This window comes from Bradyrhizobium sp. MOS002 (assembly GCF_003020115.1).
In the GTDB taxonomy this organism is placed as follows: domain Bacteria; phylum Pseudomonadota; class Alphaproteobacteria; order Rhizobiales; family Xanthobacteraceae; genus Bradyrhizobium.
Genome location: NZ_PYFX01000035.1, coordinates 1 through 22,661 on the forward strand (window position 1 = coordinate 1; position 22,661 = coordinate 22,661).

A 22,661-nucleotide genomic window follows, 5' to 3' on the forward strand; every position below is an offset into this window, starting at 1 on the left:
CCGGGACATCACGTCTGAAGGCCTGCTTCGCGCAAGCTCTTTCAAAGGGCTCAGCAAGGGAACGCGGCGTTCCTGACGGCGTTTTCTCCACGAGTGAGTGGAGTACCGGCATGCCGGATCGCGCGACCCAAGCGGTAAAAGAAGCCCAAGCCATACTGGCTCGCTATGTCGAGCCCGGGCCGAGGGACGCCGAAAACACGATCAATGACCTGCTGGCCGTTCTCGATGATGAGCGGCTTGTCCAGGCGATGGAGGAGCAAGATGAGCGACAATCACCAAGCGGGACCAGCGCGACCGTAGCAAGATCAACATGCATGAAGACTTCGAGGTCAAGTACTGGACCAAGGAGCTTGGTGTCTCCAGGGACGAGCTGCAGAAGGCCGTCGACAAAGTAGGCAATTCGGCCGCCGCCGTTCGCAAACAATTGGCGTTGTAACCGAGGCGCGCGGTATGCTTGCGATCTTTGGAGCAAGGCCCGCGCGCTTTTTCATCCCATGACCAATCCCAACTCTCCCTATGCTTCGGCATCGGCTTTGTCTGCGGAACCACCCGGACCGCGCCTGGACGCGGGAATTGAAGAGCCGGATGCTAGCCACATCATCGAAGACGCAGGCGGGAAGAAACGCCACCACTGACGAGCCGCGTGTCATGACCATTCAGCATGCTATCGAGACAAGCCAGAACGATCGATCGCCACGAGCATACTAGTCAGTTGCACTCGTCGAATCGGCGGCGGCAATCTGCAGTCCTGCCTCGTTGAGAGCCTCCGCAATCTGCTTCGCGAGCAGCTTGGCTTCTTCAATTCCAATTTTCGCGTCCGGGTGATTTGCAAAAAACCCGCAAATCGTCGTGGAGATGATTGTATTCACCTGGTGCGGATCAATCATTACGCCACTCGAACATGCGAACTGCTTTATCGGATCGGCGGCAGCATCGGGAGCAAAGCGGTCATCGCGACCCAAAAACGACAAAAGGGGTGCTAACGGTGCGTCGGCCCTAGCCAAAGGTTCGATCTCACAATGCCTACAAGACAACCGCCTCAGCCGGGGGGGCAAGCTGAGGCCATTGTGTACTTGACGTTATGGGGAAACGTCATTGGGATAATTCGGCAACGCGCGAATCGTTCCCGGCGATGGTGTATTGGAGGTCGTCGGGAGGAGCTGGCCTTTCGATGGCCCCGCCGGCTCACACTGGCAGCCTGGCACTCCTGGCATGCTGCGGCTTTTCCCTGTTTGTGGCGGTCAGGGAGCATTGCAGCGTCGATCGCGGTGCTTCAAAGCTCGGCGCCCGAGGTACGGCCTCCACGACTGCACAGATCATTCAAGTCGTCCTGTGACAATGCGGAGCTTAACGACCACGAGAGCCAGCGACACTGTCGTAACAAGAACGAAGAATATGCGGTGTCGTGTGCATTGCGCTTCCTCCTGCAACAGGGCGCCTCACTGGCCGCTTCGTGTGTCGGTATACCCTATTGCATGCCCCGCGTGGTTACTGCATCCTTAAGTGACCGTCAGAATTGTCGCGTAACTTTCCGCGACAAGTTTCAACAACTTCTCATCTATGCCTCGTAGTCTCGCGTCATGGAAAACCGCAAAGTACGCCGCGGCGCGTCTTCAAAGCCGCATTGATCCAATTGCCCGGTGGCGCCGTCAGTTGCGTTGTGCGTGACCTCTCCGAGACCGGGGCGCTCCTGGAGGTACCGAGTCAGCTTGGTATTCCGCACGAGTTCAGTCTAAGAATTCCGACGGCGGAATTGGACCGGCCGTGTCGAGCCGTGTGGCGCTCGGCCAAGGGGATCGGGATCGCTTTTGTGTCCGGCAAGTCACTTCTGCCGTAAACGCAAATCTGACCCTCTCGCACGGACCAGGGGGCAGTTGTGGCTGTGTTTCTGGTGAGGATGATTGCGGACATGCTGGCGGAGCTCGGCACAGCGTAAAAGCGGGCTGTTGCTTGCTTCTGCATCGGGCTTTGATCCAGAGGTGATAATTCCAATTGTCACGTAGGCGGCCCGAAGGAAAAACTAAAAGCGCTCACGGCTCGGGTGTGCCCAGCTCTCTCGGATGGGACAGGCTGTCGATAACCGACTTTTCCTCGCTCAGGGGCTCCCCAAGTTTCATCGGACAAGCTCCTTCGTCACTAAGACGCGCCCGAAGACGCTGCGTCTAATCAGGAAGATCAGGTACAAAGTGAAGGCATCGGGCGCGAAACTGCTCCGCCTTCACGCTCAACTACCAAGAAGTCGACTATGAGCGCGCGTTGCGATCACCTTGCTGAATAACATGGGCTCGCTCCCTTGGAGCTTAGCGCAGCGCTTAAGCGCGGCGACTTAGGCTGCTGCGCACTCTGATTGCCCTGCCGCTTTCTTTCGACAGTCGGCCGCGTAAGCCCGAAGTCGCTCGATGGTCAGCGTGTCGTTTACGGCCCTCGCCAACCTCTCGCCCTTAATTGCTTGCTGCAGTAGGTGTTCGGCGTTCGTCATGGGTCTCACCCTCCGGCGAGATAATTTGAAGCAAATTGCTCCGTTCCGAGCATGCTCCATTGTCCCTCTGGCTGGGATTGGACGACCCACCAATTGTCATCGCCGCGCGGCCGCCTCAGGCGGCTTGATCGCACGTTATAGGGGCCTGGACAATCAGGCTTAAACTCGTATCCGCCCTACCCGTACGTCGTGTGGAACAATTCGCGCAGTATTCGGTTGTTTACACTCCACCCCTGCACTCTAGCGCGAAACAATGGCCGTTCGGCACTTCTGCCGCGCGGGCTTTCAGTTTGGAGCCCAAAATGAACGTTCAGCGTTTACGTACTGCGCTCGCCATGATCGTGGTTTTCGCCTGCGTCGAGCCCGCATTGGCGCAGACTCCAAATCCCGAGTTGGAAGCATGTCGAACAACCGGACTAATGGCTCTTCGGGAACGCAACCCGGCGATTCAAGACGTAACACTCGATGTTGACGGCATGACGGTTGCGAAGGCAAACACGAAGGTCGAGGACACTCCGATCAGGACAATCGTCATTGGCGACGCCTATCTAGAAAAAGGGAAGAACGATACGCGCAGAACGTTTCTTTGCCTGATCGGCGAGAAGGGGAAAGTGCTATTGACGTTCTTCACTGACAAATAGGTGGCTGGCCAGCCCCACCTTCAACCATCCTCCTCGGGCTGCCGTTGGAGCGGAGAGACGGCCCCGGCTTCAGTGGGGCTTAATGGTTAGGCGCGGAGACTTCGGGAGGAATTACGGGACGCTGCTCGGAGCCTTCCTGTACCTGCGCTCGATCAGCGCCGCACGGGGACGTTCTTGGTTTCGTGCCGGCTTGGTTTCACTCGTTTTCTCCGCGGCGATGGGTTGGGCTTGGGAAGCACGGCTTTTCTTTGCTGGTCGATGGATAATTCGTGACCGGCATGAATCTCGGAGCACCAAGCTCGGCCGGGCCTTGGTAGGTGGCGGGTAGCCAAAATTGTGTTCCCTGAAAGGGTAGCACAGCTCACACAACGACGCTTTGAGAGTATTTGAATTTGTCGCCGGCTCGCCGCCCGAGCTGGCGAAGCGGCAACTGGCGCCGTCTCTCCGCTCCAACGAAGCTAAGCAACATTTCGATAAACCGAAATATGGCGCGGTCGGGCAAAACAGTGTTGATAGTCAAGAAGGGAGCCAGCATCGTGGCCGATGAACACGAAACGTCTTCAGAGCTATCGAAGATAGCGACGCTTAACCGAAACCGAATGGAGAATGCAGATGTCATTCACCCTTTTCGCCGAAGGCACGATGATCCGTTATCATGTCGGCTAAGGTCCCTAGAGCAGACGCCAGGTAACGCCCCCTTCGACCGCTGCTTGTGACCCGCAGCGGACAAACTAGACCAAGGATGATAGACCGCAGGCGTCTTGAGGAATCGGAACAATTTGGAGGTCAGTTTCTTAGCTTGTGCGGCAGGGGCAAAGGAAATGAACGATTCGCGCAAGCGGCCCGTAATTCTCATCGTCGAAGACGAATTGCTGATCCGCCTAGACGCAATTGAAATGATTGAAGCCGCAGGGTTTGACACGCTTGAAGCAGCCAACGCTGATGAAGCAATTGCTATTCTTGAAGCGCGGCTGGACATTCACGTCCTCTTTACCGACATCCATATGCCTGGTTCGATGGACGGGGTGAAACTCGCCCACTTCGTTCGGGACCGATGGCTGCCCGTTAAGATCATCGCCACGTCGGCCCATGCTCGGATCGAGGGATATCATCTCCCGAACGGAGGTCGTTTTTTGCCAAAGCCATATTCGGCTCGCGAAGTGGCGGCCCATTTGAGCGACCTGACGAACCTCCCGGGCGCTGCAACTTGATGCGCGCGCAGCGGCGCAACGCTGTTAAAACGGTCACTAAGAAAACAGGCGCGGAGGCCAACCATGCCCAAAGCCGACCCGCGAGCATCCGGTCGAGGACCGCTTTTGACCCCAAGCGGACTCCAGCGCATCGCGTTACCCCTGAAGAAGTGGGCGCACCAGTGGAAAGCCTCGTGTAGAGGCTAGACTCAGAATTTGAAACGCTCTAAGGCCGATCGGGAAAAAGTGGCAACGCCCCGGTCCATTGTCAGAATTCAGAGCTTATATAATAGATGCGGAAGGTCACATTGCTGGCCGCATCGACCTTTTCTGTGAAGACGAGGAAACCGCTCGCCAGCGCGCCCAGGGACTTGTTGATTGGCGCGCGGTAGAGCTTTGGCAGGGCCCCAACAGAATTGACAGGTTCGAGCCGCCACCTCGCGCGCTGCCCTGAGGGAGTGGGACGGCAGCCGGACTTTCCCGCTTGACCTTTTTCGCGCCGTGAGATTTTGAGGGGCCGAGAGAAGCCGGGGGCGGCGATGAAACTGTTGACCGAATACCTGGAGCGTGCCGTCAGTCTGGAGAAATTGGCGGCGGGCGAGCAGGACTCGACCTTCAAAACCCAATTATTGGATCAGGCAGCGGCTTATAGAAGGCTGGCGGCAAAGCGTGCCTTGGAATATGGCCTGCCGCCACCGAGCCTGCCAGAAGAGCCACCACATCCCTGAGTCAGCCTGTTATGGAAAGCCCAGACACCGATGGGAACGAGACCTCGCGGCCGGTATTGGCTCCCATGGATGACAGAAAGTGGATCGCCATCATGGTCGCCTCGATGCTGGTCCTGGTCGGAGTCGCAGCAGTCCTGGTGCAGCGGCCGGGCCTTGTGACCGACACCCATGCGGTGATGAGTCGGTAGCGCGAGCTCGCTACCCACGTCGGACGTGGTACGATGGCCCCAGTATTACCGAGGGCATGATCATGACCGACGCCTCTGCCGAGACGGCCAGGCTGATGAATGTGATGGAGGCGATCGTCGCCGAGTTGGAGCGGCAGGGGGGGCCGACGCGCTACGGGTTCGACCCGACGCCGATGGCCCGGGCGGTGATCCGGGGGCCGACGGTGTCGTCCTCGCCTTCCCGGGGGCCGCGCAATCAGGGATAGGCCGGTGAACCAATGTGACCCACCGGAACAGACGTTCCAAAAGTGGGTCGCCGCGAAGTGTTTTAGCAGCTGATCAACGGTAAGTTTTGTTGTTGGCGCTCTTGGCAGGAATCGAACCTGCAACCCTCAGAGTAGAAGCCCTGAGTTTGACGTTGATTACACCTGATCCGCCGAAGCCTTGCCCCGCACCTGGCGCTCAGTTCGGATGAGCGCCATTCTTCCGCGTCTGGCGGCAACCAGACCGGGCCAACTTTGTCGTGAGATTGCCCCTGTAATGTTTAATGGCGTGCACAGGGCTGCGTCGGGGGGAGGGGTTATGCGGCGACGCAGTTTTATAGCATTTCTCGGCGGGGCAACTGCGGCGCCGCGCCCTATCTCCGCGTGAAGCTTGCCAGCGAATGTTCGAGGAAGAAACGCAGCATCTCCCTGGTCGCGTCCGGCCCGCGCGGATCCGTGTAGGACCCGGCAGGACTGCCTCCTGACCAGGCGTGGGCGGCCCCGTGGACGCTCCAGTGCTCGGACGTGCCCAAGCCACCTTCGTCGGTGAAGATCGTGCGGGTATACGCGTGTCCCTCAGGTACTCGCCCGCGAAGAATCTTCGTCCTCACGCTCGCATCTTCGCCCGGCCAACGGAGAATCCGGTCAGCATTGCTGGGATGCACCGTGGTGTCGCGATCGCCATGGAAGACGATGGTCGGCACCGACGCGCCAGCCGTCCCGATCGGTCCAGCGCTGCCCTGCCGCATAGCGGCCAGTGCGGACGGAAGGTCGCTGGCAGCCCCGCAGGCCAGGCCGGAGTGGATGCCGACGGCGGCGTATAGGTCGGGGTACGTCGCGCCCATGATGGCCGCGGCGGCCCCGCCGGCCGACAGGCCTGCGACGTAGACGCGCTTGCGATCGATAGGATGCTCCCGCATGATCTGGCGGGTGATGCCAGCGATCAGCGAAGGCTCACCGCCATCCCGGCGCTGGTCACCCGTGCGAAACCAGTTCCAGCATTTCGCATGGTTGGCTCCCCGTGGCTGCTCCGGATAGACAACGAAGCAATTCCGCTCGTCCGCCAGAAAATTCATCCGGGTACCAGCGGCGAAATCGTCCGGTGACTGGGTGCAGCCGTGAAGCATGACGATGAGGGGACGCGGTCCTGCATGAGTGCGGCTGGGGATGAACAGCTTGTAGGTCCGACTTCCCGCCGCGTTGGTGAAGGTGGCAGAGACGAACCTTGTGCCGTCCGGTGCAATATCCGCTTTGGACATCGGAGTACGCCCGACCGGGCCTGGCATGCCGAATCCGGAGAGATCTTTCATGGCGCCGAAGGGCGCGAGGCCTTTGAGTTGTTTGGCAGGCGTGGCTTGCGTGGACGGCCCGCTCTCCTTCTCCTCGACGACATTGGCCTTCAGCTCGATTGTCGGCGGCTCTAGCCTTGCAGGCTCGACAGGCACAGCATTTCCCCTTGTCGCTGGGGGGCCGCCATCGCCGCGCAGCATTCGCTGCAGCAGTGCAGTGGCTTCGACCAGTTGGCCGGCACGTGTGAGGCGGGTCGCTTCGCGGACCATGTCTGGATTCAGCATCGGTTCACCTCGTTCGGTCGGCGAGAGCGGCCTTGACTGCGGGGCTGGCATGAAGGGCTCCGAGCACCGAGACCGAGGCAATTGTGGCGCGTGCCAGCTCAGGCGTGACGTCCTGGTCGATGGTCGCCAAGCCGAGGACGTTGATGTGCAGCATCTCGCCGTCGCGCCGCGCCCTCTCGAGATCGACGCGGGCATAGTTACGCAGCCCCAGGTCCAGACTTTTACGGACCGTCGATTGCTTGACCACCTCCGCGTGCCGCTCGAGCTGGTTGCGGATCGCCGTCCGGATGAAATCGGTGCGGTTCGAATAAAACCCTTCCTGCACCATGAGATCGACCTGGCCGAGGTCCACATAGCCCAGGTTGATCGTGATCTTCTCCGTATCCGGGGTCCGGGGTCGCAGCTCGCGTACATTGTCGGTCATCGGGTACATCCATTCTCACCATCCAAATGGATGGCGGTTGGATGGTAAATGGACATTCACGGAAGAATTTCAAGGCGGCAGGCAAACATCTCCCGCCGCCGCGCTTTCGGGACGAGATCCGCTGCCGTTTCGCGACCTTCCAAGGGTAGGTTCGTCCGGCCGTGAGGTTTAACCGACTGAAATCAACTGAGGGCTCGTTGGGCGGCGTGCTATCATCGCGGCTACAGGAGGAAGACACATGTCCACTTCCAAGAAGCGATTAGCACCCGATGATTTTCCGGTGACTGCCGAAGGACAAAAGATCAAGAAGCAAGATGGCGAGCCCATCGCCACTACGGAGGATCATGAAACCGCTGCCGATCTGGCCGAGCGCATCAACGACGACGAAGCGCGCCGTGAGGAGGACAAATGGTCGGCCTGAGCGGCTTCTCTCAGTCCTCCAGCAGCGTGTCGATCAGCTTCAGCAATTGCTGGCGCTCTGGACCCCCGGCGCCACTACGCAGGAATTGGCCGATATCCGTATAGGTGACTTGGCCACCTGAGCCGATGTTGGGCTGGTGCTTCACGACGGGCGTATTCGTCCGCGGATCTCGCGTCAGCGCCCAGACGTCACCATTGCTGCTTTCGTAGAGAACTCGCTCGGTCATACCGACCAATCGAGTGGGCGATCATCCGTTCCAGATTGTCCGAAGGCAGGTGCAAGCATCTGTGTCGATTTCTCGCTCGACGCGGAGCGGTCGCGGCGCCATGTGGCCAGCAACACGAACTCGTAATTCGGCCTGACCTACAGCAGCTTCAAGCACGAATCGACACTGCGGCCGGCCGCGGCATCAGAGCAGTTCCGCAAGCATGTGCGCCGCGCGTGCTGCGCCGCCGCTTTCGACCGGTTTAGAGAACGTCGGCTCGGTCAGGGCTCGGATAGTCGCTTCAGCAATCATCTCGCGCGTTGAGTCCGCATAGTTCATTCGCCGGCCAGCGCCATAGCGATCAAGTCGATATGCCACATGGTAGGTCTGCTCGAAATGATTCTGCAGCGGGAAATAGATGAAGGGGGTGCCGGCCGCTGTCAGCTCCATGCACGTGGTAAGTCCGCCCTGAACGATGGCCAGGTCGCAGGCTGCGAGATGTCGGTCCAGGTCGGCTACGAATGATCGAACTTCAACGCCGACTGGAGCGTTCAATGTCGCCGGATCAATCCGGGGACCGGCGATCACGATCATGCGCAATCCCGGTATCCTGGACCGCACCAGCGGATAACTCTCCAAAACGCGCCGGATGAGCGGCGCACCGACGCCTGAACCGCCCACCGTGACGATGCAGACGCGCTCGCCGTCCCGGTAGCCGAGCCGTCGTCGAAGCTCGGCGCGCGGCCCGAATGTCTGGGGGTGTTCACCGAGAATGTAACCCGGGAACTCGAAGTGCTTGGGCACCCAGGCCGGCATTTCGGGCAGGTCCCTCCCAAATGACCGAGGAATGACGTCGTCCGGGTTTCCGACAAAGATCGCGCGATCACGCACGCCGGGATGCCGTTCGACATGCTCGATCATTTCGGCATTGTAATCGGTTGTCAGGAATGCCTCGTTTTCGCCACCCGAGGGCATCGGAACGACCCGACGAAGTCAGTGAACCACACCAGCGGTGCTCGTTTCAGTTCGGGATGCTCGTGCCAGTAGTGATCGATGTCCCACGCCTCGTCGGCAATCACGAGGTCATAGCGCAACTCCTCGACGGCATCCTGAAATGTCATGAAGTTAGCAATCAGCACTTCGTCCATTCGGCGAATCGCCTGAAAGGCATGCAGCTCATGTTCGCCACATTCCATTTCGATATGACGGGTTTCACTGGCCAGGCGGCCGCTGAGCGGATGAACGGTCTCGCCACTCGCTTCGAGCAACCGGGTGACCGGATCCTGTGCCAGCCAGTCGACCTGCAGATCAGGAAGCACGTTACGCAACTCCCGCGTGATGGCGATGTCCCGCCGGGCGTGGCCGAGCCCGATAGGGGAGGACAAGTAGAGGACGCGCTTCGGCCCTGACCGCGCAGGAGTCCGCTTAGGCCGAGCAACCAGGCCGAGCCGGCGCTGGAGAAATTCTGTAATCAGGGTGTTGCACTTCGCCGGAAAGCGACCTAGCGGATTGTGGCCTCCTCCCTCGATCGTCGTTAACTCCGCACCTGTCAGGCCGGCTACGATTTGTGCCCGGGCATAGGGCTGGATTTGATCGTCGTTGCCATGGATCATCAGGACCGGGCAGGTGATCTTGCGATACATGGCCTCGCTCACATCGAAAGCCGGCGGCATCGTCCGCGCGTTCACCGTCCTGGCAAGGATGGACCCCGTAGTCTCGCTGGCCCAGCCAACGGCATCCTCAATTTGCTTGGTCGAATGTGGCTCGGAGAAGATGGAGCCGACGAAGTAAGCCGCGAAATCCTGATAGTTCGAGAGCCAGTAGGCGCCGTTGTATTTGTCCCAATCCTTGAATTCCGCGCGCTCGGCCTGAAAGTGCTCCGGCGTCATGTAAGGATAGGCGGGCCCTACGCTGGCCGATGTGCCGACCAGGATCGCGGCCTTGACTCGTTCTGCATGGTGAGCCGCGATCACAGATGCGATCATCCCACCGAGCGAGAGGCCGACGAGAATGGCAGTACCAATTCGTGCCGCATCCATGACGGCAAGTGCATCTGCGACGTAGTTGTCCAGCGTATATGCCGCCACGTCGTCTGGCCGATCGGATCGGCCATTGCCACGGCTGTCATAAGTGACGCAGCGGAAACGCTCGCTGAACCACGGCAATTGCGCTTTGTAAACCCGCGAATGAACGATGCTCCACGGGGGCACGAAGACGATAGTCTCCGCGCCGCTGCCGTAGATTTCGTAGTGAAGCTTCACACCGTTACGTTCAACTATTCCTTCGAAAGCCGGAAGTTTGGCGCGCATGTCAGCACCTCATTTTCGGTGAGCAGTCTCCAGGATGCGAATAAGATCACCAAAGCGCCGAAGAGCCGGCCGGACAGGAACGCCTTTCTTTTCCAGTCCGAGCAGGTAGTGGCTCTCCGCGCCGATAAAGGCGTGGGCGACTAACGCGGCGACCTCGTCGGCCGTGAAGGGGCCGAGACCGCCGAATTCGCGCTCGGCCCGGCGCGCGAGGTCTGTGATCAGCTTCATCCAGCCCATGATGCCGGCCTGGACCACTTTCGCCACGGCGCCGTCACCCCAGCTGGCAGCCATCAGCTCCTGCAGCACGCGAACGTATCCCGAGGCTATGTCCTCGTCGAGATAGTCGCAGGCTCGGTCCCACTGCTCGGACAGCTTTAGGGCGGTATCTCGAAACAGTGCGTTCTGGCGGTCGAGCAGCTGCGAGTTGAGGTACTCGAACAGCGCCAGCATCATCCCTTGTTTGGATCCGAAATGATAATGGATCTGGCTGAGTGGGACACCAGCCGCCGCAGCAACATCGCGGGTGGACAGCTTGGCGTATCCCTTTTGCCTGAGCACCTTCTTTGCGGCCTCCAGCACTACCGTTCTGGTGTCTGCCTTCCGGCCGTTTCGCGGCATTCTGTCCCCACCTTCCTTGACTAGGTCGATCGGCCGAATGTCGGGCGCCCCGTGGTCACAGTCAACAAGAGACAGCCTACTTGACTCCGCGCATCATCGCAGCACATAATTCGGCCGACCGACCGAATTTATATCTGACCTTTGTTCAGCTCAAAAGCCAGAGAAGGACTAAGTCATGCGCGCAGTGGACAATGACAGACTTGGCGCCCTCGTCGGAAAGATGCCGGGGGACTTGGGCGGGGCCTTTAGTGTGCCGACGGCTGGGATCGGCTTCCGTCTCGGCCTGTTCGACGCATTGCACCGGGACGGCCCCGCGACTGCTTCTGAACTCGCACAGCGAACCGGCCTGACCGAAAGGTGCGTCTGTGAATGGGCCTTTGCACAGGCCGCTAACGGCTACATCACCCTCGACAAGACAGACCAGCGGTTCAGTCTGACACCTGAACAGGCAATGATCTTTGCCGTAAAGGACAGTCCCGTCTACTTGGAAGGCGCTTTCGACCTTGCGGCGGCGATGGTGGAAGGGCGAACGATGGTCGAATCCGCATTCAGGAACGGAAACGGCGTTGCTTGGGGTGAAAGCTCGGGCTGCCTGTTCTGTGCTGTTGGCTCCTTCTTTCGTCCGGGCTATGTCAACAACATCGTGCAGTCTTGGCTACCGGCGCTGGACGGCATGCCCAAGAAGCTCTCCGAGGGTATTAAGGTAGCCGACATCGGATGCGGGGTCGGCTTTTCAACCTTGCTGATGGCGAAGGCGTTCCCGCAGAGCATATTCGTCGGCTACGACTTCCATGCGCCGTCCATCGAGCAGGCCAACGCACACGCTATGGCCCATGGTCTCGCCGACCGCGTCCGCTTCGTGACCGCGCGCGCCAAGGATATCGCTGAGCGAGACTTCGATCTCGTCACCATGTTCGACTGCCTGCACGACATGGGTGATCCCCGGGGCTGCGCCAGGCATGTGCGGAGCCTGCTTAAGCCCGGTGGTTCCTGGATGATCGTCGAGCCGATTGCCGCGGATGATCCGGCCGACAACGTCGGCAATCCGGTCAGCCGTCTCTACTATAATGCATCGACGATGATCTGCGTGCCGACCTCGATGGCCCAAGAAGTCCGCGAAGCACTCGGCGCTCAGGCCGGAGAGGCAAAGCTCACCGAGGTGCTGAAGGAAGGTGGCTTCCGTCAGGTCCGTCGTGCCACCCAGGGTCCGTTCAATATGGTGCTGGAAGCGAGGCCATGAAAACGTGGTCGGCACCTTGCAGGCGCGCCGCCCCGAATTCCTTGGTCGGTCCTTTCTGTTGCTAAGTTGGTCGGCTTCCGACCCATCTGTGACCTCTGAGGCGATCCGCTCTTCGGCCGATGCTGACGGCAAACCGGACATCAGAGGTCTAGCCGCTTAATGCGTACGCACCTTAGTTAGAGCCCGGGGCGGCTCTGGCCACGCTGCTCCGCTTCAGAGCACATAGTTCCGCACCCTCGGGGCCTCGCAAGTACACTCCTGCCGATCCGCTTCAGCCTGTCGACCGATGTCTCGCCCTGCTGGCGGCTTCGAGGATCATGGACGCGAGTGGTGCGGGCAGAGCTCTCGTAGCGTGACACGCTCTCGCACACCTCGTCGGGGACCGCGCGTAAAAACGCGGTGGTTTCAGCATGGAATATTGGAAGGTCTCCCCAGCGAAAGCAGCATTCTGTCCGAAACCGCCCGGCCGGACGCAAGTTACGGTCAACGAAAAATTCTGCAGGGGCGAGAATGAGCGTGGCCCCGCCTTTTGGGGGCTGGGGGGCTTGAGGGCGGAGCCACGCAGGCCGTGCATTCGCGCGGGCCCGCCACATCAACCGTATCCGGCCGAGCCCGTTCCACTGCTTGAGGCAAAGTCGGCGCGCAGCGAAGGACCTACGGCTCGAAGGGCCGCAGCGGGCCGTCGGCCAAGTTTCGACCGATCGGGTTGCGCAGCGGTCGCCGTCGCAGTCTGCCCACGCGCATTGCAGAATCGTTTCTGCGCACCCGGCGGCCTGGCGGGAGGGCCTCTGCCGGTGATTTTAGCCTCACCAGCGAGGATTTGAGGTCGTAGACGGGTGCGGCATCGCACTTCGCCTGAACGAGGGCCTAGCAGCCTGAGAGGGGGTAGGGGAAGGCGCTGCGCCTTGCACCGGCAACGAGCTGCCGCTTAGGCGACGCTTCTTCGACAGCCCCCCGGAGGCGAGTGAGTTCTGACCACGCCAGCGCGGCGGTGATCCATCTCTGCCGCTCTGCGCCGTTGTCTTCGGCGGCAAGCTTCATCGCCGCGACGGCCTCGCGCGTGGGGTCGTACTCGAGATCCATGGATACAAATATAGTTGAAGATCGTAAACGATCACGCACCGGTAGGACCGTAGCAATCCGGGGTCGGCGCCATATGGGGATCCTGTCTAGCCGTCCGGAGATGCCGGCCCCGATCCGCCCCCATTCATAGGTGCGGACCTCCGGAGCGCTCGCGATCGAGGCCCTGCGCGAGCGTCCCGCGACGGGATCCAACTGCACCCGACACTCCCGAAAAGCCCGTGAATTGCCTGTCTTTCAGATATCTCGTGACCGGCTCGCCCCTATTGTAGGGGCTCAGGGCCTACCTGGTCGGCTCACCATGAGAAGAGATGTTTCAAAACGCAGCGGATCTGGCCGCGATGGCCGAGGCGTTAGGCCGATCGGGTGACTACCGGGTCCTCCGGCGCCTGGTGCCGCGTCCGAGGTCGATGGCGGTCTCCGGACAGGAAACGAGGATCGGCATCCTGCTCGATACCGAAACCACCGGCCTCGACCACCGCAAGGACGAAGTCATCGAACTCGGCATGGTCAAGTTCGGTTACACGCCGGACGGGCGCATCATTGATGTCAGGGACACGTTCTCCGCCTTCAATGAGCCGTCCGAGCCGATCCCAGCCGAGATCACGGCGCTTACCGGCATCACCGACGAAATGGTGGCCGGCCACAGGATCGACGAGGTCGCCGTGAACGCCTTCGTCGACGATTCCGTGGCCCTGGTCATCGCGCATAACAGTGGATTCGATAGGAAGTTTTCCGAACGTTACTGGCCCGTCTTCGAGCGGAAGGCGTGGGCATGCTCAGCGACCGAGGTCCAGTGGCGGCAGCAGGGCTTCGATGGAGCGAAGCTCGGCTACCTTCTGAATGGCGCCGGCTATTTCCACCAGGCGCACCGCGCGGTTGACGACTGTCACGCGCTGCTCGAGATCTTAGACTTCGACCTACCAACGACCGGCGCGCCGGCCCTCGCCGTCCTGCTCGAGACCGCACGAAAGAAGACCATCCGCATCTGGGCCGAACAGTCGCCGTTCGAACTGAAACATTCGCTGAAGCGCCGCGGCTATCGCTGGAGCGACGGCACAGATGGGCGCCCTAAGTCATGGTACGTCGACGTCTGCGAGTCCGCGCTCGACGCGGAGCTCGCATTTCTCCGGTCAGAGATTTATCTCCGCGACGTGGAGCCGCGGCTGCAGACGCTGCGCTTTCACGCGCTTCTCCAGCCGGATCTGTGACCGGCAGCTCGGGAAGAAGCCGCCGCCTGCGCATCAGCGCCCGAGACGCTTCTCGACCCGCTTGCGGGAATTGCCGACTTTCTTGACCGCCTTCTTGACCGCGGGCGCGGACCGTCCGGTCTTCTTCGCCTCATAGCCGACTTCGTGCTTCTGCCCGCCTGCGACGCGCGCCCGGTCCTGCTTACGTCCTCGCGCAGTCTTCTTCTTCGCGGCTGCCATCAAGTCCTCCTTCTGCGAATCTAATGGCAGTGCAACGTTGTAAGGATTCGCAGGTTCCGCAACGGTCCCTCTATCCGAGCGCGACGGCGGGCGGCAACCGGGATGGACCGGCCTGCATCGGCGTAACTCGACGGGTGTATCTAGCACCTCCTGTCGCGGCTGCTTCGATGCTTTCCAAGAGTGGTCGCGCCAAGTCGAACCAAACGAATGATGTCGTCAAGAGGCAGCACTGTTCGGCATCATGAGGCGAGGACACACAGCTCGCGCAGTACGCGACGGCGCCAGCTGGCATCTTGTAGTTGCCCTGAGGACCCCTCCACCCAAGCCGACCGGACCGGGAAAACTTGGAACTTCTCGGACCAGTACCTGTTGTGCCGTGCCACTATTGGAGGACGACATGAACAATAAATTTCTTCTTCTGCTGACGGCGGCCTCGCTACTCGCCGGCCCGTCGTTTGCGCAAAAGCCGCCGGCTGCCGATCGGCCCAACAATAATGCGGTCAACAGTTCTGGCCAGAACAATTCCAGCAAGCCGGTTGCAGGCGCCAACAGCTTCACCGAGGGCCAGGCCAAATCCAAGATCGAGGCCGCGGGCTACACGAACGTCACAGCGCTGAAGAAGGACGACAACGGCGTTTGGCGCGGAAAGGCCACTAAAGGCGGCGCCTCATCCAAGGTGAGCCTGGATTTCCAGGGCAACGTCAACGCGGCCAAATAATTTCGCGCAGCAGCGAAGATTTAGAGGGATCAAGATGACCATTACGATTTCACGTCTCTACGACAACTATTCCGATGCGCAGCGCGCGGTGACGAGCCTGGAGTCCGCGGGCGTGCCGCATTCGGATTTGAGCATCGTCGCGAACAATTCGGACAACTGGTACAGCACCGACAAGAAGGTCGATCGCGATCGCGATGGGGTTGACGATCGGGCGGAAGGCGCGGCTACGGGAGCGGGCCTCGGCGCAGGTCTTGGTGGCGCGGCCGGCTTGCTCGCGGGCCTTGGTTTGTTGGCTATCCCCGGCCTCGGTCCGGTAGTGGCGGCCGGATGGCTCGCGTCCACCGCGCTCGGAGCCGTTGCCGGCGGCGCGACGGGCGGGGTCGTCGGGGCGTTGACGCAGGCTGGCGTATCCGACGAGGAAGCACCACTCTACGCCGAAGGTGTGAGGCGCGGCGGCACGCTGGTTTCGGCTCGTGTGCCGGATGCGGACCGCGCGCGATACGAAGCGATCCTGAACCAGTCCGCCGTCAATCTGCGCGACCGAAGCGCAGCCTGGCAGAAGGCCGGGTGGAAGAGCTACGATCCCTCCGCCAAACCTTACGGGGCGGAGGAGGTCCGCAGAGAACGCCAACTCTACGGCACCGGGATGCGATGAATAACCGGCGGCCCGCACACCAGGCGGGCCGCCATTTCTTGCGCACGATTACCCATTATCGAACTCAGGAGCCGAAAATGAGCCGCGGAATGCCATCGATGACCGCCCTCTTGGGTATGCTCGCAATCGCCGGTTATCAAAATCGGGACAAGCTCGCCGACATGTTTCGCAATGCTACCTCCGATCAGCCGACGGGTGCCAAGGATTCCCTGAGCGGCATGCTCGGCAATCTTGGTGGCCTTGTGGGAGGCGGTGGCGTGGGTTCGCTGCTGAATGGCGGGATCGGCGAGTTGCTCGAGCACTTCAAGCAGAACGGACAGGGCGACGCGGCTCAATCCTGGATCAATCAGGGACCAAACCGCGAAGTCACCCCGCCCGAACTCCAGCAGGCTATCGGTCCGGACGTTCTTCAAAAACTGGAGCAGCAGACCGGCCTGTCTCAGCAGGAGATCTTGAACCGATTGTCGCGCGAGCTTCCGGCAGCGGTGGACAAATACACGCCGGACGGACGTCTTCCGGCGCAATCGGCGGGATAACACTCCTCAAGACTCGAGAAAAGATATGAGCATCATCTGGACGATCATCATCGGTTTCATCGCAGGCGTCATCGCGAAGTTCATCATGCCTGGCGACAACGAGCCCTCGGGTTTCATCCTCACCACGATCCTGGGAATAGTGGGTGCGTTCGTTGCAACCTATCTTGGCCAATCTCTCGGCTGGTACCGGCCAGGAGAAGGCGCAGGACTAGTGGGGGCAGTGGTAGGCGCCATCATCGTGCTTCTCGTCTACGGTTTTGTAGCCGGTCGCAGCCGCCGGGCCATCTAGCCACTGTGAACGGAATTCCGCGGGTTATGGAAGCTGACCCTTTTGTGTAGACGCCTTAATGCACCCGAACCGGCCTAGGGCCTCGTCGCTCGCCGCGCCTGACGCCGAAGGTTCTGCGGCCCATCACCTCTGTCGTCCAAACTTAGCAATTTTTGCATATCTTTTTCACGGTCTGATCGACTTTGCTGTTCTCCTGATCGATCTTGGCGTCACTATCGTGTTGATCAGTGGTCGTCGGCCGACCAATGCCGCCCGCGGCGGCCCCTTGGGTATTGGCAGCAGGCGTTCCGGATGAAGCTGCGGTTCCGGCAGCATTCGTGCCGGGGCTTGCGGCACTCGTGCTGTTTCCATTGACCGCTCCCTGACGCCCGGATTGAGGGTTGGGAGTGCCATTGGCGATACCGGTTATCGCATTGGTGGTGCCGGTGGTTGGATTGGTATTTGCATTCGGGGCAGTAGCCGACGGGCTTGCCGTCCCGCCCGAGTTCGCAGCGCCTGCGGCTCCTGTAGCGGAGGGAGATGCTGCAGTCGAACCCCCTGCACCTGCAGACGACGACGCACCGCCAGCGCTTCCACCGGCAGATCCGCCGGCACCACCGCCGCCGCCTCCACCCCCACCTTGGGCAAATGCTGCACAAGGGATGACGAGAGCTAAGACAACTGCAATGCCAAAGCGTTTCATTGCGCGACTCCTTTAGCGAAGAAGCCACGCTGCTGCGTTTCGTTCCTAGGCGTTGGGTCGAGCCGACGCTTTGGGGGCGCCCTTCCAGCAGGGCCAGGCCAGCAACCGAACCATAGGGGAGACCGAGCGTTACCGACATTATGTCTGACGCGTTCGATTACTTCCGCGCCTACGCCGTCCGGGCTCTTTGCAAAGCCCGATCGATGCTGCGCGGCAGAATGAAGCATCTGCAGCTGGTTGCGGGGCGGATTTACAATCTCCTCAAGAAGGAGGCTGCTTATAGCCCGAACACGCAGCACCTTGAGGACTTCCGGGCAGCGCAAAAACTTGAGGCATCTCTCGATCCCCGGCGCGACGACGGCCCACCCGATAAACGAGCCTTTGCTCCGGTGAGGCGAGGCGCGGAACGGGAGGCTCGTTGAGTGGCCTCCGTGGACGTTCGCACGATCGTCAGTCTCCTGCGAGAATACGCACAGCGGACGGCGTTGCGTGGTGGGAACCCCTACAGGGCCAAAGCCTACACGCGGGCCGCAGACAGCCTGGCGGCCCTTGCCGTCCCCCTGGACGTGCTCATCGCCGAGGACCGACTGACCGAAATCCCCGGCGTCGGCGAGGCGATCGCTGATATCATCACCAAGCTGCACAAGACGGGCACTCATCCGAGCCTTGAAAAGCTCCGGAAGGAGATTCCCAAGGGCGTGCTCGAGATGCTGTCGGTGCCAGGTCTGCGGCCGGAAAAGATGCTGCGTCTCTACAAGGATCTCGGCATCACTTCACTCGCCGAGTTGGAGGCCGCCGCCAAGGACGACCGCATCAAGAACGCCACCGGTCTCGGCGCGGCGCTGCAGACCAAGATTCTGCAGAATCTCGCCATCGCGAAAAGCGGAGAAGGTCGCCTCCATCTGCACCGTGCCGCCGCCCTGCTCGCGCACGCCAAGGATTCTCTGCGGAAGGCCCGGCCGGAGCTCAAGCGGGTGACGATCGCAGGCGACTTCCGCCGCGGCTGCGAACTCGTCGGCGAGCTCACGATTGTCGCGGAGGCTGCCAAGATCGAGAAGGCGGCGAATGCTTCGGCGGCGGACGGACTGCAAATCCGCTTGTCCGACCGCAACCACTTCGGCGCCGCCCTTCTTTTCGGCACCGGCTCAGCCGCTCACATCGAGAGGCTCCAGGCTTTGGCCGCGGAGAAAGGAATGCGGCTGGAGAGCGACGGGCTGCACAAGGGTCGCACCCTGATCGCCCGCGACGAGGCCCAGATCTATAGTGCCCTCGGCCTGCCGTTCATCGATCCTGAACTCCGTGAGGGCCGCGGCGAGGTCGAGCTGGCGCTGAGGGGCAAGTTGCCGAAGCTCGTCACTGACAAGGACCTGCGCGGAATCCTTCATTGCCACACCGATGCCTCCGACGGCACAGAGACCTTGGAGACGATGGCCAAGGCCACGCGCCAGCGCGGCTTCGAGTATTTCGGGGTCGCCGACCACTCCAAGTCCGCGCACTACGCGGGCGGTCTCTCGGAGGAAGAGATTGCGCAGCAGCACCGGGACGCCGACCGGTTGAACAAGCGCTTCGGCAAGGATTTCCGGATCCTGAAAGGCATCGAGTCCGACATTCTGGCCGACGGCTCGCTGGACTATGCGGACGACGTGCTGCAGCGCTTCGACTTCGTGGTCGCGAGCATCCACGGCCGTTTCAAACTCGACCGCAAGGCGCAGACGCAGCGCCTGCTTCGGGCCATCTCCGATCCTCACACCACCATCATCGGCCACATGACCGGGCGCCAGCTGCAGCGGCGGCCAGGCTACGAGATCGATGTCGACAAGGTGCTGCGCGCCTGTGCCAAGCATGACGTCGTGGTGGAGATCAACGCCCATCCATGGCGCCTCGACCTGGATTGGCGCTGGCACCAGGCCGCCCTTGAGTTCGGCTGCTTGATGAGCATCAATCCGGACGCGCACTCGATCCCCGAGCTCGACCACATGCACTGGGGCGTCGAGATGGCTCGGAAGGGCGGTGTCCCCGCCGACCGGGTCCTGAACGCGATGGCTCTTCCGGAGATCACGCGCTACCTCCGCCAGAAGCGGCGCTCGTTCGCCCGGGCAGCCTGATGCAGCACGGGCACGTCTTCTCGCTGGAGGGCACCGTGGTCGCAGTTGCCGCCAATCGCGGTCACCACTTCAGCAAACCGCCGCAGGACTGGATCATGCTGGTGGAAGGCCATGGTGTCGAAGGCGACGCCCACGCCGGCGCGTTCGTCAAGCACCGGTATCTCGCCCGCCGGCAGCCGCGCCTACCCAATCTCCGGCAGGTGCACCTCATCCCGGCCGAGCTCTTTGCATCCCTTTCGGATGCCGGCTTCCAGGTTGCAGCGGGGGACCTGGGCGAGAATATCACGACTGCCGGTCTGGACCTTGAGCGGATGTCTCTGCGGACGCTCATCGAGCTTGGACCAACGGCGATCGTGGAGCTGACCGGCCTCCGGACGCCTTGCGTTCTGATCGACCGCTTCCAGCAAGGCCTTAAACAACAGGTGCTCTCGTCGGCGGAAACGGGCCCTCCGTTCAAAGCTGGGGTGCTGGGCGTGGTACGGGCCGGCGGGATGGTCGCGGCTGGTGATACCGCGCGGGCTCGCCCTCCGTCCTCCTCGTTTCGGCCTCTGCCGGCCGTGTAGAAAGAGCCTACCATGGCCCGCAAATCAACCCTGCCTCTTCGCCTGCAGCCTATGCTGGCCACGCTGATCGATTCACCGTTCGACGATCCCAATTGGGTCTTCGAGGACAAGTTCGATGGTTTCCGCATGGTCGCGGAAATCCGGCGTGGTCGGGTCGCGCTCTACAGCCGCAACGGGAAGATCATCAGCCACTCCTATGTCGAGGTCGCGAAAGCACTTGAGGGAGTGAAGGCGGACGCTGTGATCGATGGCGAGCTCGTTGCGATCGGGAAGGACGGCGTATCCCATTTCCAGTTGCTTCAAAACGCCCTGCGTCACGGGACCAAGCTTTTGTACTGCGCGTTCGACCTCATGTTCGCAGCCGGCGAGGACCTGCGTGCGCTGCCGTTTCTCGAGCGCAAGAAGCGGCTCAAGGCCCTCCTGCCGCGCCATAAGCTGATCGCGTTCAGCAATCACCGCAAAGGCAGCGGAACAAAGTTCTTCGCAGAAGCCGAGCTGAGGCATCTCGAAGGCATCATGGCCAAGCGCGCCGACAGCCCGTACGCGTCCGGACGCCGGACCGCCGATTGGCTGAAGGTGAAGACCGCGCAGCGGCAGGAGGTAGTGATCGCCGGCTTCACCGCGCCGAGGCGAACCCGGCCCTTCTTCGGCGCCCTCGTGCTGGCGGTACGCGACGCCGATGCATGGCGGTACATTGGCCACGTCGGCACCGGCTTCAGCCACCAAGTTCTCGAAGCGCTTCACCGCAAGCTCGTGAGGCTGAAGACAGCCAAGTCGCCCTTCTCTGGCAAGGTGAAAAATGAGCGGGTTACGACCTGGGTGCGTCCTTCCTTGGTCGCGGAAGTGAAATTCGCGGAGTGGACCAGCAAGGGCGAGCTGCGCCAGCCGGTCTATCTCGGCCTGAGGTCCGACAAAAACGCCAGGGACGTCGTTCGCGAAACGAAGTGGTCGCGAAAATAATGCCGCCGAGACGAAGCGCTCGATCTGGAGTTCAGCTCGCGGCGCGCTCGGACGCCGAAGGCCACGGTGGCAGGGGCGGCAGCCCGAGCGCCTTGCGTACAGGTCCAAACGACCTCCGGTGAGCTGCGCATGCACCAAGCCTTGCGAGCGCCTCATAATGAGCCGGCACCGGGTAGCCCTTGTGGTCCGCGAATCCGTAGCCGGGGTGACGCTCGTCGAGGGTCCGCATTAAGGTATCGCGCTCGACTTTCGCGAGGATGGAGGCGGCCGCAATGCTGGCGGACTTGGCGTCGCCTTTAATGATGGCCTGCTGAGGGATGTCGATTTCCTTCAACCGCTTCGCATCGATCAGCAAGTGCTCCGGCGTTAACCCTAGCCCCCGGACGGCCCGCTGCATCGCCTGGATGCCTGCCCAGTAGATGTTGATCGCGTCGATCTCCCCGACGTCGACGAATGCTACAAACCAACTCTCTGCCTTTTCCTTGATTTCCTTCGCGAGTTCTTCGCGAGCGGCGGCGTCGAGCTTTTTCGAGTCGTCGATTCCGATTATCCTCGTGCCGGGCTTCAGGATAACGGCGCCGGCGGAGACTGGCCCGGCGAGAGGGCTAATTCCCGCCTCGTCCACGCCTGCGACGGCATGATGGCCGCTTTCCCAGAGAGAGCTCTCGAAGCGGAGCATCTTTCGCAGGCGCTGCCCCTCGGACCTATTCTCGGAGCGCCGTTTATCGATTGACGCAAGGATGGCACGGGCTCCCGGGCGGGCGTCGGCCCGCAAGATCTGCTCGACGCTGGCCTCAAGTGGTCTTTTCTCGACGACATGGCGCTGACGCAATAGGTTTAGTGAATACTGGGACATAGCGGCCATCGTGAATTGACTGTGGGGAGGTGTCGGTGAAGTTTGTGGCGATTGTCTGAAGTTAGACCCCATCCCGCCCTTCGACGGCGCAGCGCCTTGTCAAAAGGAACCGGCCAAGCTCTCCATCGGAGGTACCGATATCTGCGCGGCTTCCAAATTTCACATCGCGTCCACCAACGTCCGAGGGGAACCAACCGGTGTCTTCCTCCCTTTAGCAAGGGCGGAGCCTCGATCCAGGGTGCTTCCGAGGGGACCGGCCCATGCTCCGACAAACCAGCAACGAAGAAGAGGTTCTGGACCGCACCGCCTGCGTCGCGGCCACCATCGCGGAAGAAGGCCTCCGCTATGTCAGCGACTCCGCGCCTGGGTACACCCGCAAGCGGACTGGAACCACTTTCGGCTACTACGACAAGGACGGCAAGCGCATCACCGATGCGGCCGTCATCCGACGCATCAAATCAATCGGCATCCCGCCGGCCTACGAGTCCGTGTGGATCTGCCCGTCGTCGAACGGCCACATCCAGGCAA

At 61.2% G+C, this 22,661-nt stretch carries 26 protein-coding genes and 1 pseudogene; 18 read left to right on the plus strand and 9 right to left on the minus strand.

Annotation, left to right across the window (positions count from 1 at the left end):
* Nucleotides 1-271 precede the first annotated feature (271 nt).
* Complete coding sequence (locus C7G41_RS35560; protein ID WP_306768091.1) at nt 272-436, plus strand: DUF3606 domain-containing protein; 165 nt, start codon at nt 272-274, stop codon at nt 434-436.
* A 268-nt stretch (nt 437-704) separates the two neighbouring features.
* Here the strand turns inward: C7G41_RS35560 and C7G41_RS35565 are convergent, their stop codons facing one another.
* Nucleotides 705-887, minus strand: coding sequence for a hypothetical protein (locus tag C7G41_RS35565; protein WP_106946886.1), 183 nt, complete (start codon nt 885-887; stop codon nt 705-707).
* A gap of 773 nt (nt 888-1,660) precedes the next feature.
* Here C7G41_RS35565 and C7G41_RS38580 point away from each other — a divergent pair.
* The 6 genes from C7G41_RS38580 (at nt 1,661) to C7G41_RS35605 (ending at nt 5,471) form a co-directional block, all read left to right on the plus strand.
* Nucleotides 1,661-1,837, plus strand: a complete 177-nt coding sequence (locus C7G41_RS38580; RefSeq protein WP_245446885.1) for a PilZ domain-containing protein — start codon at nt 1,661-1,663, stop codon at nt 1,835-1,837.
* A gap of 944 nt (nt 1,838-2,781) precedes the next feature.
* A complete protein-coding gene (locus C7G41_RS35575; RefSeq protein WP_106946888.1) occupies nt 2,782-3,120 on the plus strand; it encodes a hypothetical protein in 339 nt (112 codons plus the stop codon).
* An 821-nt stretch (nt 3,121-3,941) separates the two neighbouring features.
* A complete protein-coding gene (locus C7G41_RS35590) occupies nt 3,942-4,331 on the plus strand; it encodes a response regulator (RefSeq protein ID WP_106946891.1) in 390 nt (129 codons plus the stop codon).
* A gap of 518 nt (nt 4,332-4,849) precedes the next feature.
* Nucleotides 4,850-5,038, plus strand: coding sequence for a hypothetical protein (locus C7G41_RS35600; protein ID WP_106946893.1), 189 nt, complete (start codon nt 4,850-4,852; stop codon nt 5,036-5,038).
* Nucleotides 5,039-5,103: 65 nt separating this feature from the next.
* Nucleotides 5,104-5,226 carry a hypothetical protein gene (locus C7G41_RS38935; protein ID WP_306768090.1) on the plus strand — a complete coding sequence of 41 codons (123 nt, stop codon included), beginning with the start codon at nt 5,104-5,106 and terminating at the stop codon, nt 5,224-5,226.
* Nucleotides 5,227-5,288: 62 nt separating this feature from the next.
* Complete coding sequence (locus C7G41_RS35605; protein ID WP_146159872.1) at nt 5,289-5,471, plus strand: hypothetical protein; 183 nt, start codon at nt 5,289-5,291, stop codon at nt 5,469-5,471.
* A gap of 371 nt (nt 5,472-5,842) precedes the next feature.
* Here C7G41_RS35605 and C7G41_RS35610 read toward each other — a convergent pair whose 3' ends face one another.
* Both C7G41_RS35610 and C7G41_RS35615 read right to left on the minus strand, forming a co-directional pair.
* Nucleotides 5,843-7,042 (minus strand): PHB depolymerase family esterase, encoded by a 1,200-nt coding sequence (locus C7G41_RS35610; RefSeq protein WP_106946895.1) that lies wholly within the window; start codon nt 7,040-7,042, stop codon nt 5,843-5,845.
* A 4-nt stretch (nt 7,043-7,046) separates the two neighbouring features.
* Entirely contained in the window at nt 7,047-7,466 is a 420-nt protein-coding gene (locus C7G41_RS35615) for a CopG family transcriptional regulator (RefSeq protein WP_106946911.1), read from the minus strand.
* A gap of 238 nt (nt 7,467-7,704) precedes the next feature.
* Here C7G41_RS35615 and C7G41_RS35620 point away from each other — a divergent pair, with 238 nt between their 5' ends.
* Nucleotides 7,705-7,887 carry a hypothetical protein gene (locus C7G41_RS35620; protein WP_027568297.1) on the plus strand — a complete coding sequence of 61 codons (183 nt, stop codon included), beginning with the start codon at nt 7,705-7,707 and terminating at the stop codon, nt 7,885-7,887.
* Nucleotides 7,888-7,897: 10 nt separating this feature from the next.
* Here the strand turns inward: C7G41_RS35620 and C7G41_RS35625 are convergent, their stop codons facing one another.
* The 4 genes from C7G41_RS35625 to C7G41_RS35635 form a co-directional block, all read right to left on the minus strand.
* Nucleotides 7,898-8,113, minus strand: a complete 216-nt coding sequence (locus tag C7G41_RS35625) for a hypothetical protein (protein ID WP_106946896.1) — start codon at nt 8,111-8,113, stop codon at nt 7,898-7,900.
* A gap of 183 nt (nt 8,114-8,296) precedes the next feature.
* A complete protein-coding gene (locus tag C7G41_RS38080; protein WP_199198782.1) occupies nt 8,297-9,067 on the minus strand; it encodes a glycosyltransferase in 771 nt (256 codons plus the stop codon).
* Complete coding sequence (locus C7G41_RS38085) at nt 9,034-10,401, minus strand: alpha/beta fold hydrolase (protein ID WP_199198783.1); 1,368 nt, start codon at nt 10,399-10,401, stop codon at nt 9,034-9,036. Before C7G41_RS38085 ends, C7G41_RS38080 begins: the two co-directional genes overlap by 34 nt.
* Before the next feature lie 9 nt (nt 10,402-10,410).
* Nucleotides 10,411-10,980 (minus strand): TetR/AcrR family transcriptional regulator, encoded by a 570-nt coding sequence (locus C7G41_RS35635; RefSeq protein WP_199198784.1) that lies wholly within the window; start codon nt 10,978-10,980, stop codon nt 10,411-10,413.
* Between the two features lie 214 nt (nt 10,981-11,194).
* Between C7G41_RS35635 and C7G41_RS35640 the strand changes: the two genes are divergently transcribed.
* Together C7G41_RS35640 and C7G41_RS35655 are read left to right on the plus strand one after the other, a co-directional pair.
* Nucleotides 11,195-12,259, plus strand: a complete 1,065-nt coding sequence (locus tag C7G41_RS35640; protein ID WP_106946898.1) for a class I SAM-dependent methyltransferase — start codon at nt 11,195-11,197, stop codon at nt 12,257-12,259.
* Between the two features lie 1,391 nt (nt 12,260-13,650).
* On the plus strand, nt 13,651-14,550 hold the full coding sequence (locus C7G41_RS35655) for a 3'-5' exonuclease (RefSeq protein ID WP_106946901.1): 900 nt from the start codon (nt 13,651-13,653) through the stop codon (nt 14,548-14,550).
* A gap of 33 nt (nt 14,551-14,583) precedes the next feature.
* Here C7G41_RS35655 and C7G41_RS35660 read toward each other — a convergent pair whose 3' ends face one another.
* On the minus strand, nt 14,584-14,769 hold the full coding sequence (locus C7G41_RS35660) for a DUF3606 domain-containing protein (protein ID WP_106946902.1): 186 nt from the start codon (nt 14,767-14,769) through the stop codon (nt 14,584-14,586).
* A 397-nt stretch (nt 14,770-15,166) separates the two neighbouring features.
* On the opposite strand from C7G41_RS35660, the gene C7G41_RS35665 reads away from it, so the two are divergent.
* The 7 genes from C7G41_RS35665 (at nt 15,167) to ligD (ending at nt 21,277) form a co-directional block, all read left to right on the plus strand.
* Entirely contained in the window at nt 15,167-15,487 is a 321-nt protein-coding gene (locus C7G41_RS35665) for a PepSY domain-containing protein (protein WP_199198785.1), read from the plus strand.
* 34 nt (nt 15,488-15,521) lie between these two features.
* A complete protein-coding gene (locus C7G41_RS35670) occupies nt 15,522-16,142 on the plus strand; it encodes a general stress protein (protein WP_106946904.1) in 621 nt (206 codons plus the stop codon).
* A 77-nt stretch (nt 16,143-16,219) separates the two neighbouring features.
* Nucleotides 16,220-16,678, plus strand: a complete 459-nt coding sequence (locus tag C7G41_RS35675; protein WP_106946905.1) for a YidB family protein — start codon at nt 16,220-16,222, stop codon at nt 16,676-16,678.
* Nucleotides 16,679-16,703: 25 nt separating this feature from the next.
* Nucleotides 16,704-16,967 (plus strand): GlsB/YeaQ/YmgE family stress response membrane protein, encoded by a 264-nt coding sequence (locus C7G41_RS35680; RefSeq protein WP_007611688.1) that lies wholly within the window; start codon nt 16,704-16,706, stop codon nt 16,965-16,967.
* A 1,104-nt stretch (nt 16,968-18,071) separates the two neighbouring features.
* Nucleotides 18,072-19,754: a DNA polymerase/3'-5' exonuclease PolX gene (locus C7G41_RS35695; RefSeq protein WP_106946908.1), complete on the plus strand. Its 1,683-nt coding sequence runs from the start codon at nt 18,072-18,074 to the stop codon at nt 19,752-19,754.
* Nucleotides 19,754-20,317, plus strand: a complete 564-nt coding sequence (locus C7G41_RS35700) for an MOSC domain-containing protein (protein WP_106946909.1) — start codon at nt 19,754-19,756, stop codon at nt 20,315-20,317. The genes C7G41_RS35695 and C7G41_RS35700 overlap by 1 nt, the downstream gene beginning before the upstream one ends.
* Before the next feature lie 12 nt (nt 20,318-20,329).
* Nucleotides 20,330-21,277 carry a non-homologous end-joining DNA ligase gene (gene ligD, locus C7G41_RS35705; protein WP_106946910.1) on the plus strand — a complete coding sequence of 316 codons (948 nt, stop codon included), beginning with the start codon at nt 20,330-20,332 and terminating at the stop codon, nt 21,275-21,277.
* Between the two features lie 31 nt (nt 21,278-21,308).
* Here ligD and C7G41_RS35710 read toward each other — a convergent pair whose 3' ends face one another.
* Nucleotides 21,309-22,133: a ribonuclease HII gene (locus C7G41_RS35710; RefSeq protein WP_106946912.1), complete on the minus strand. Its 825-nt coding sequence runs from the start codon at nt 22,131-22,133 to the stop codon at nt 21,309-21,311.
* 260 nt (nt 22,134-22,393) lie between these two features.
* Between C7G41_RS35710 and C7G41_RS35715 the strand changes: the two are divergent.
* Nucleotides 22,394-22,661 (plus strand): annotated as a pseudogene (locus C7G41_RS35715) (DNA topoisomerase IB); the annotation flags it as partial.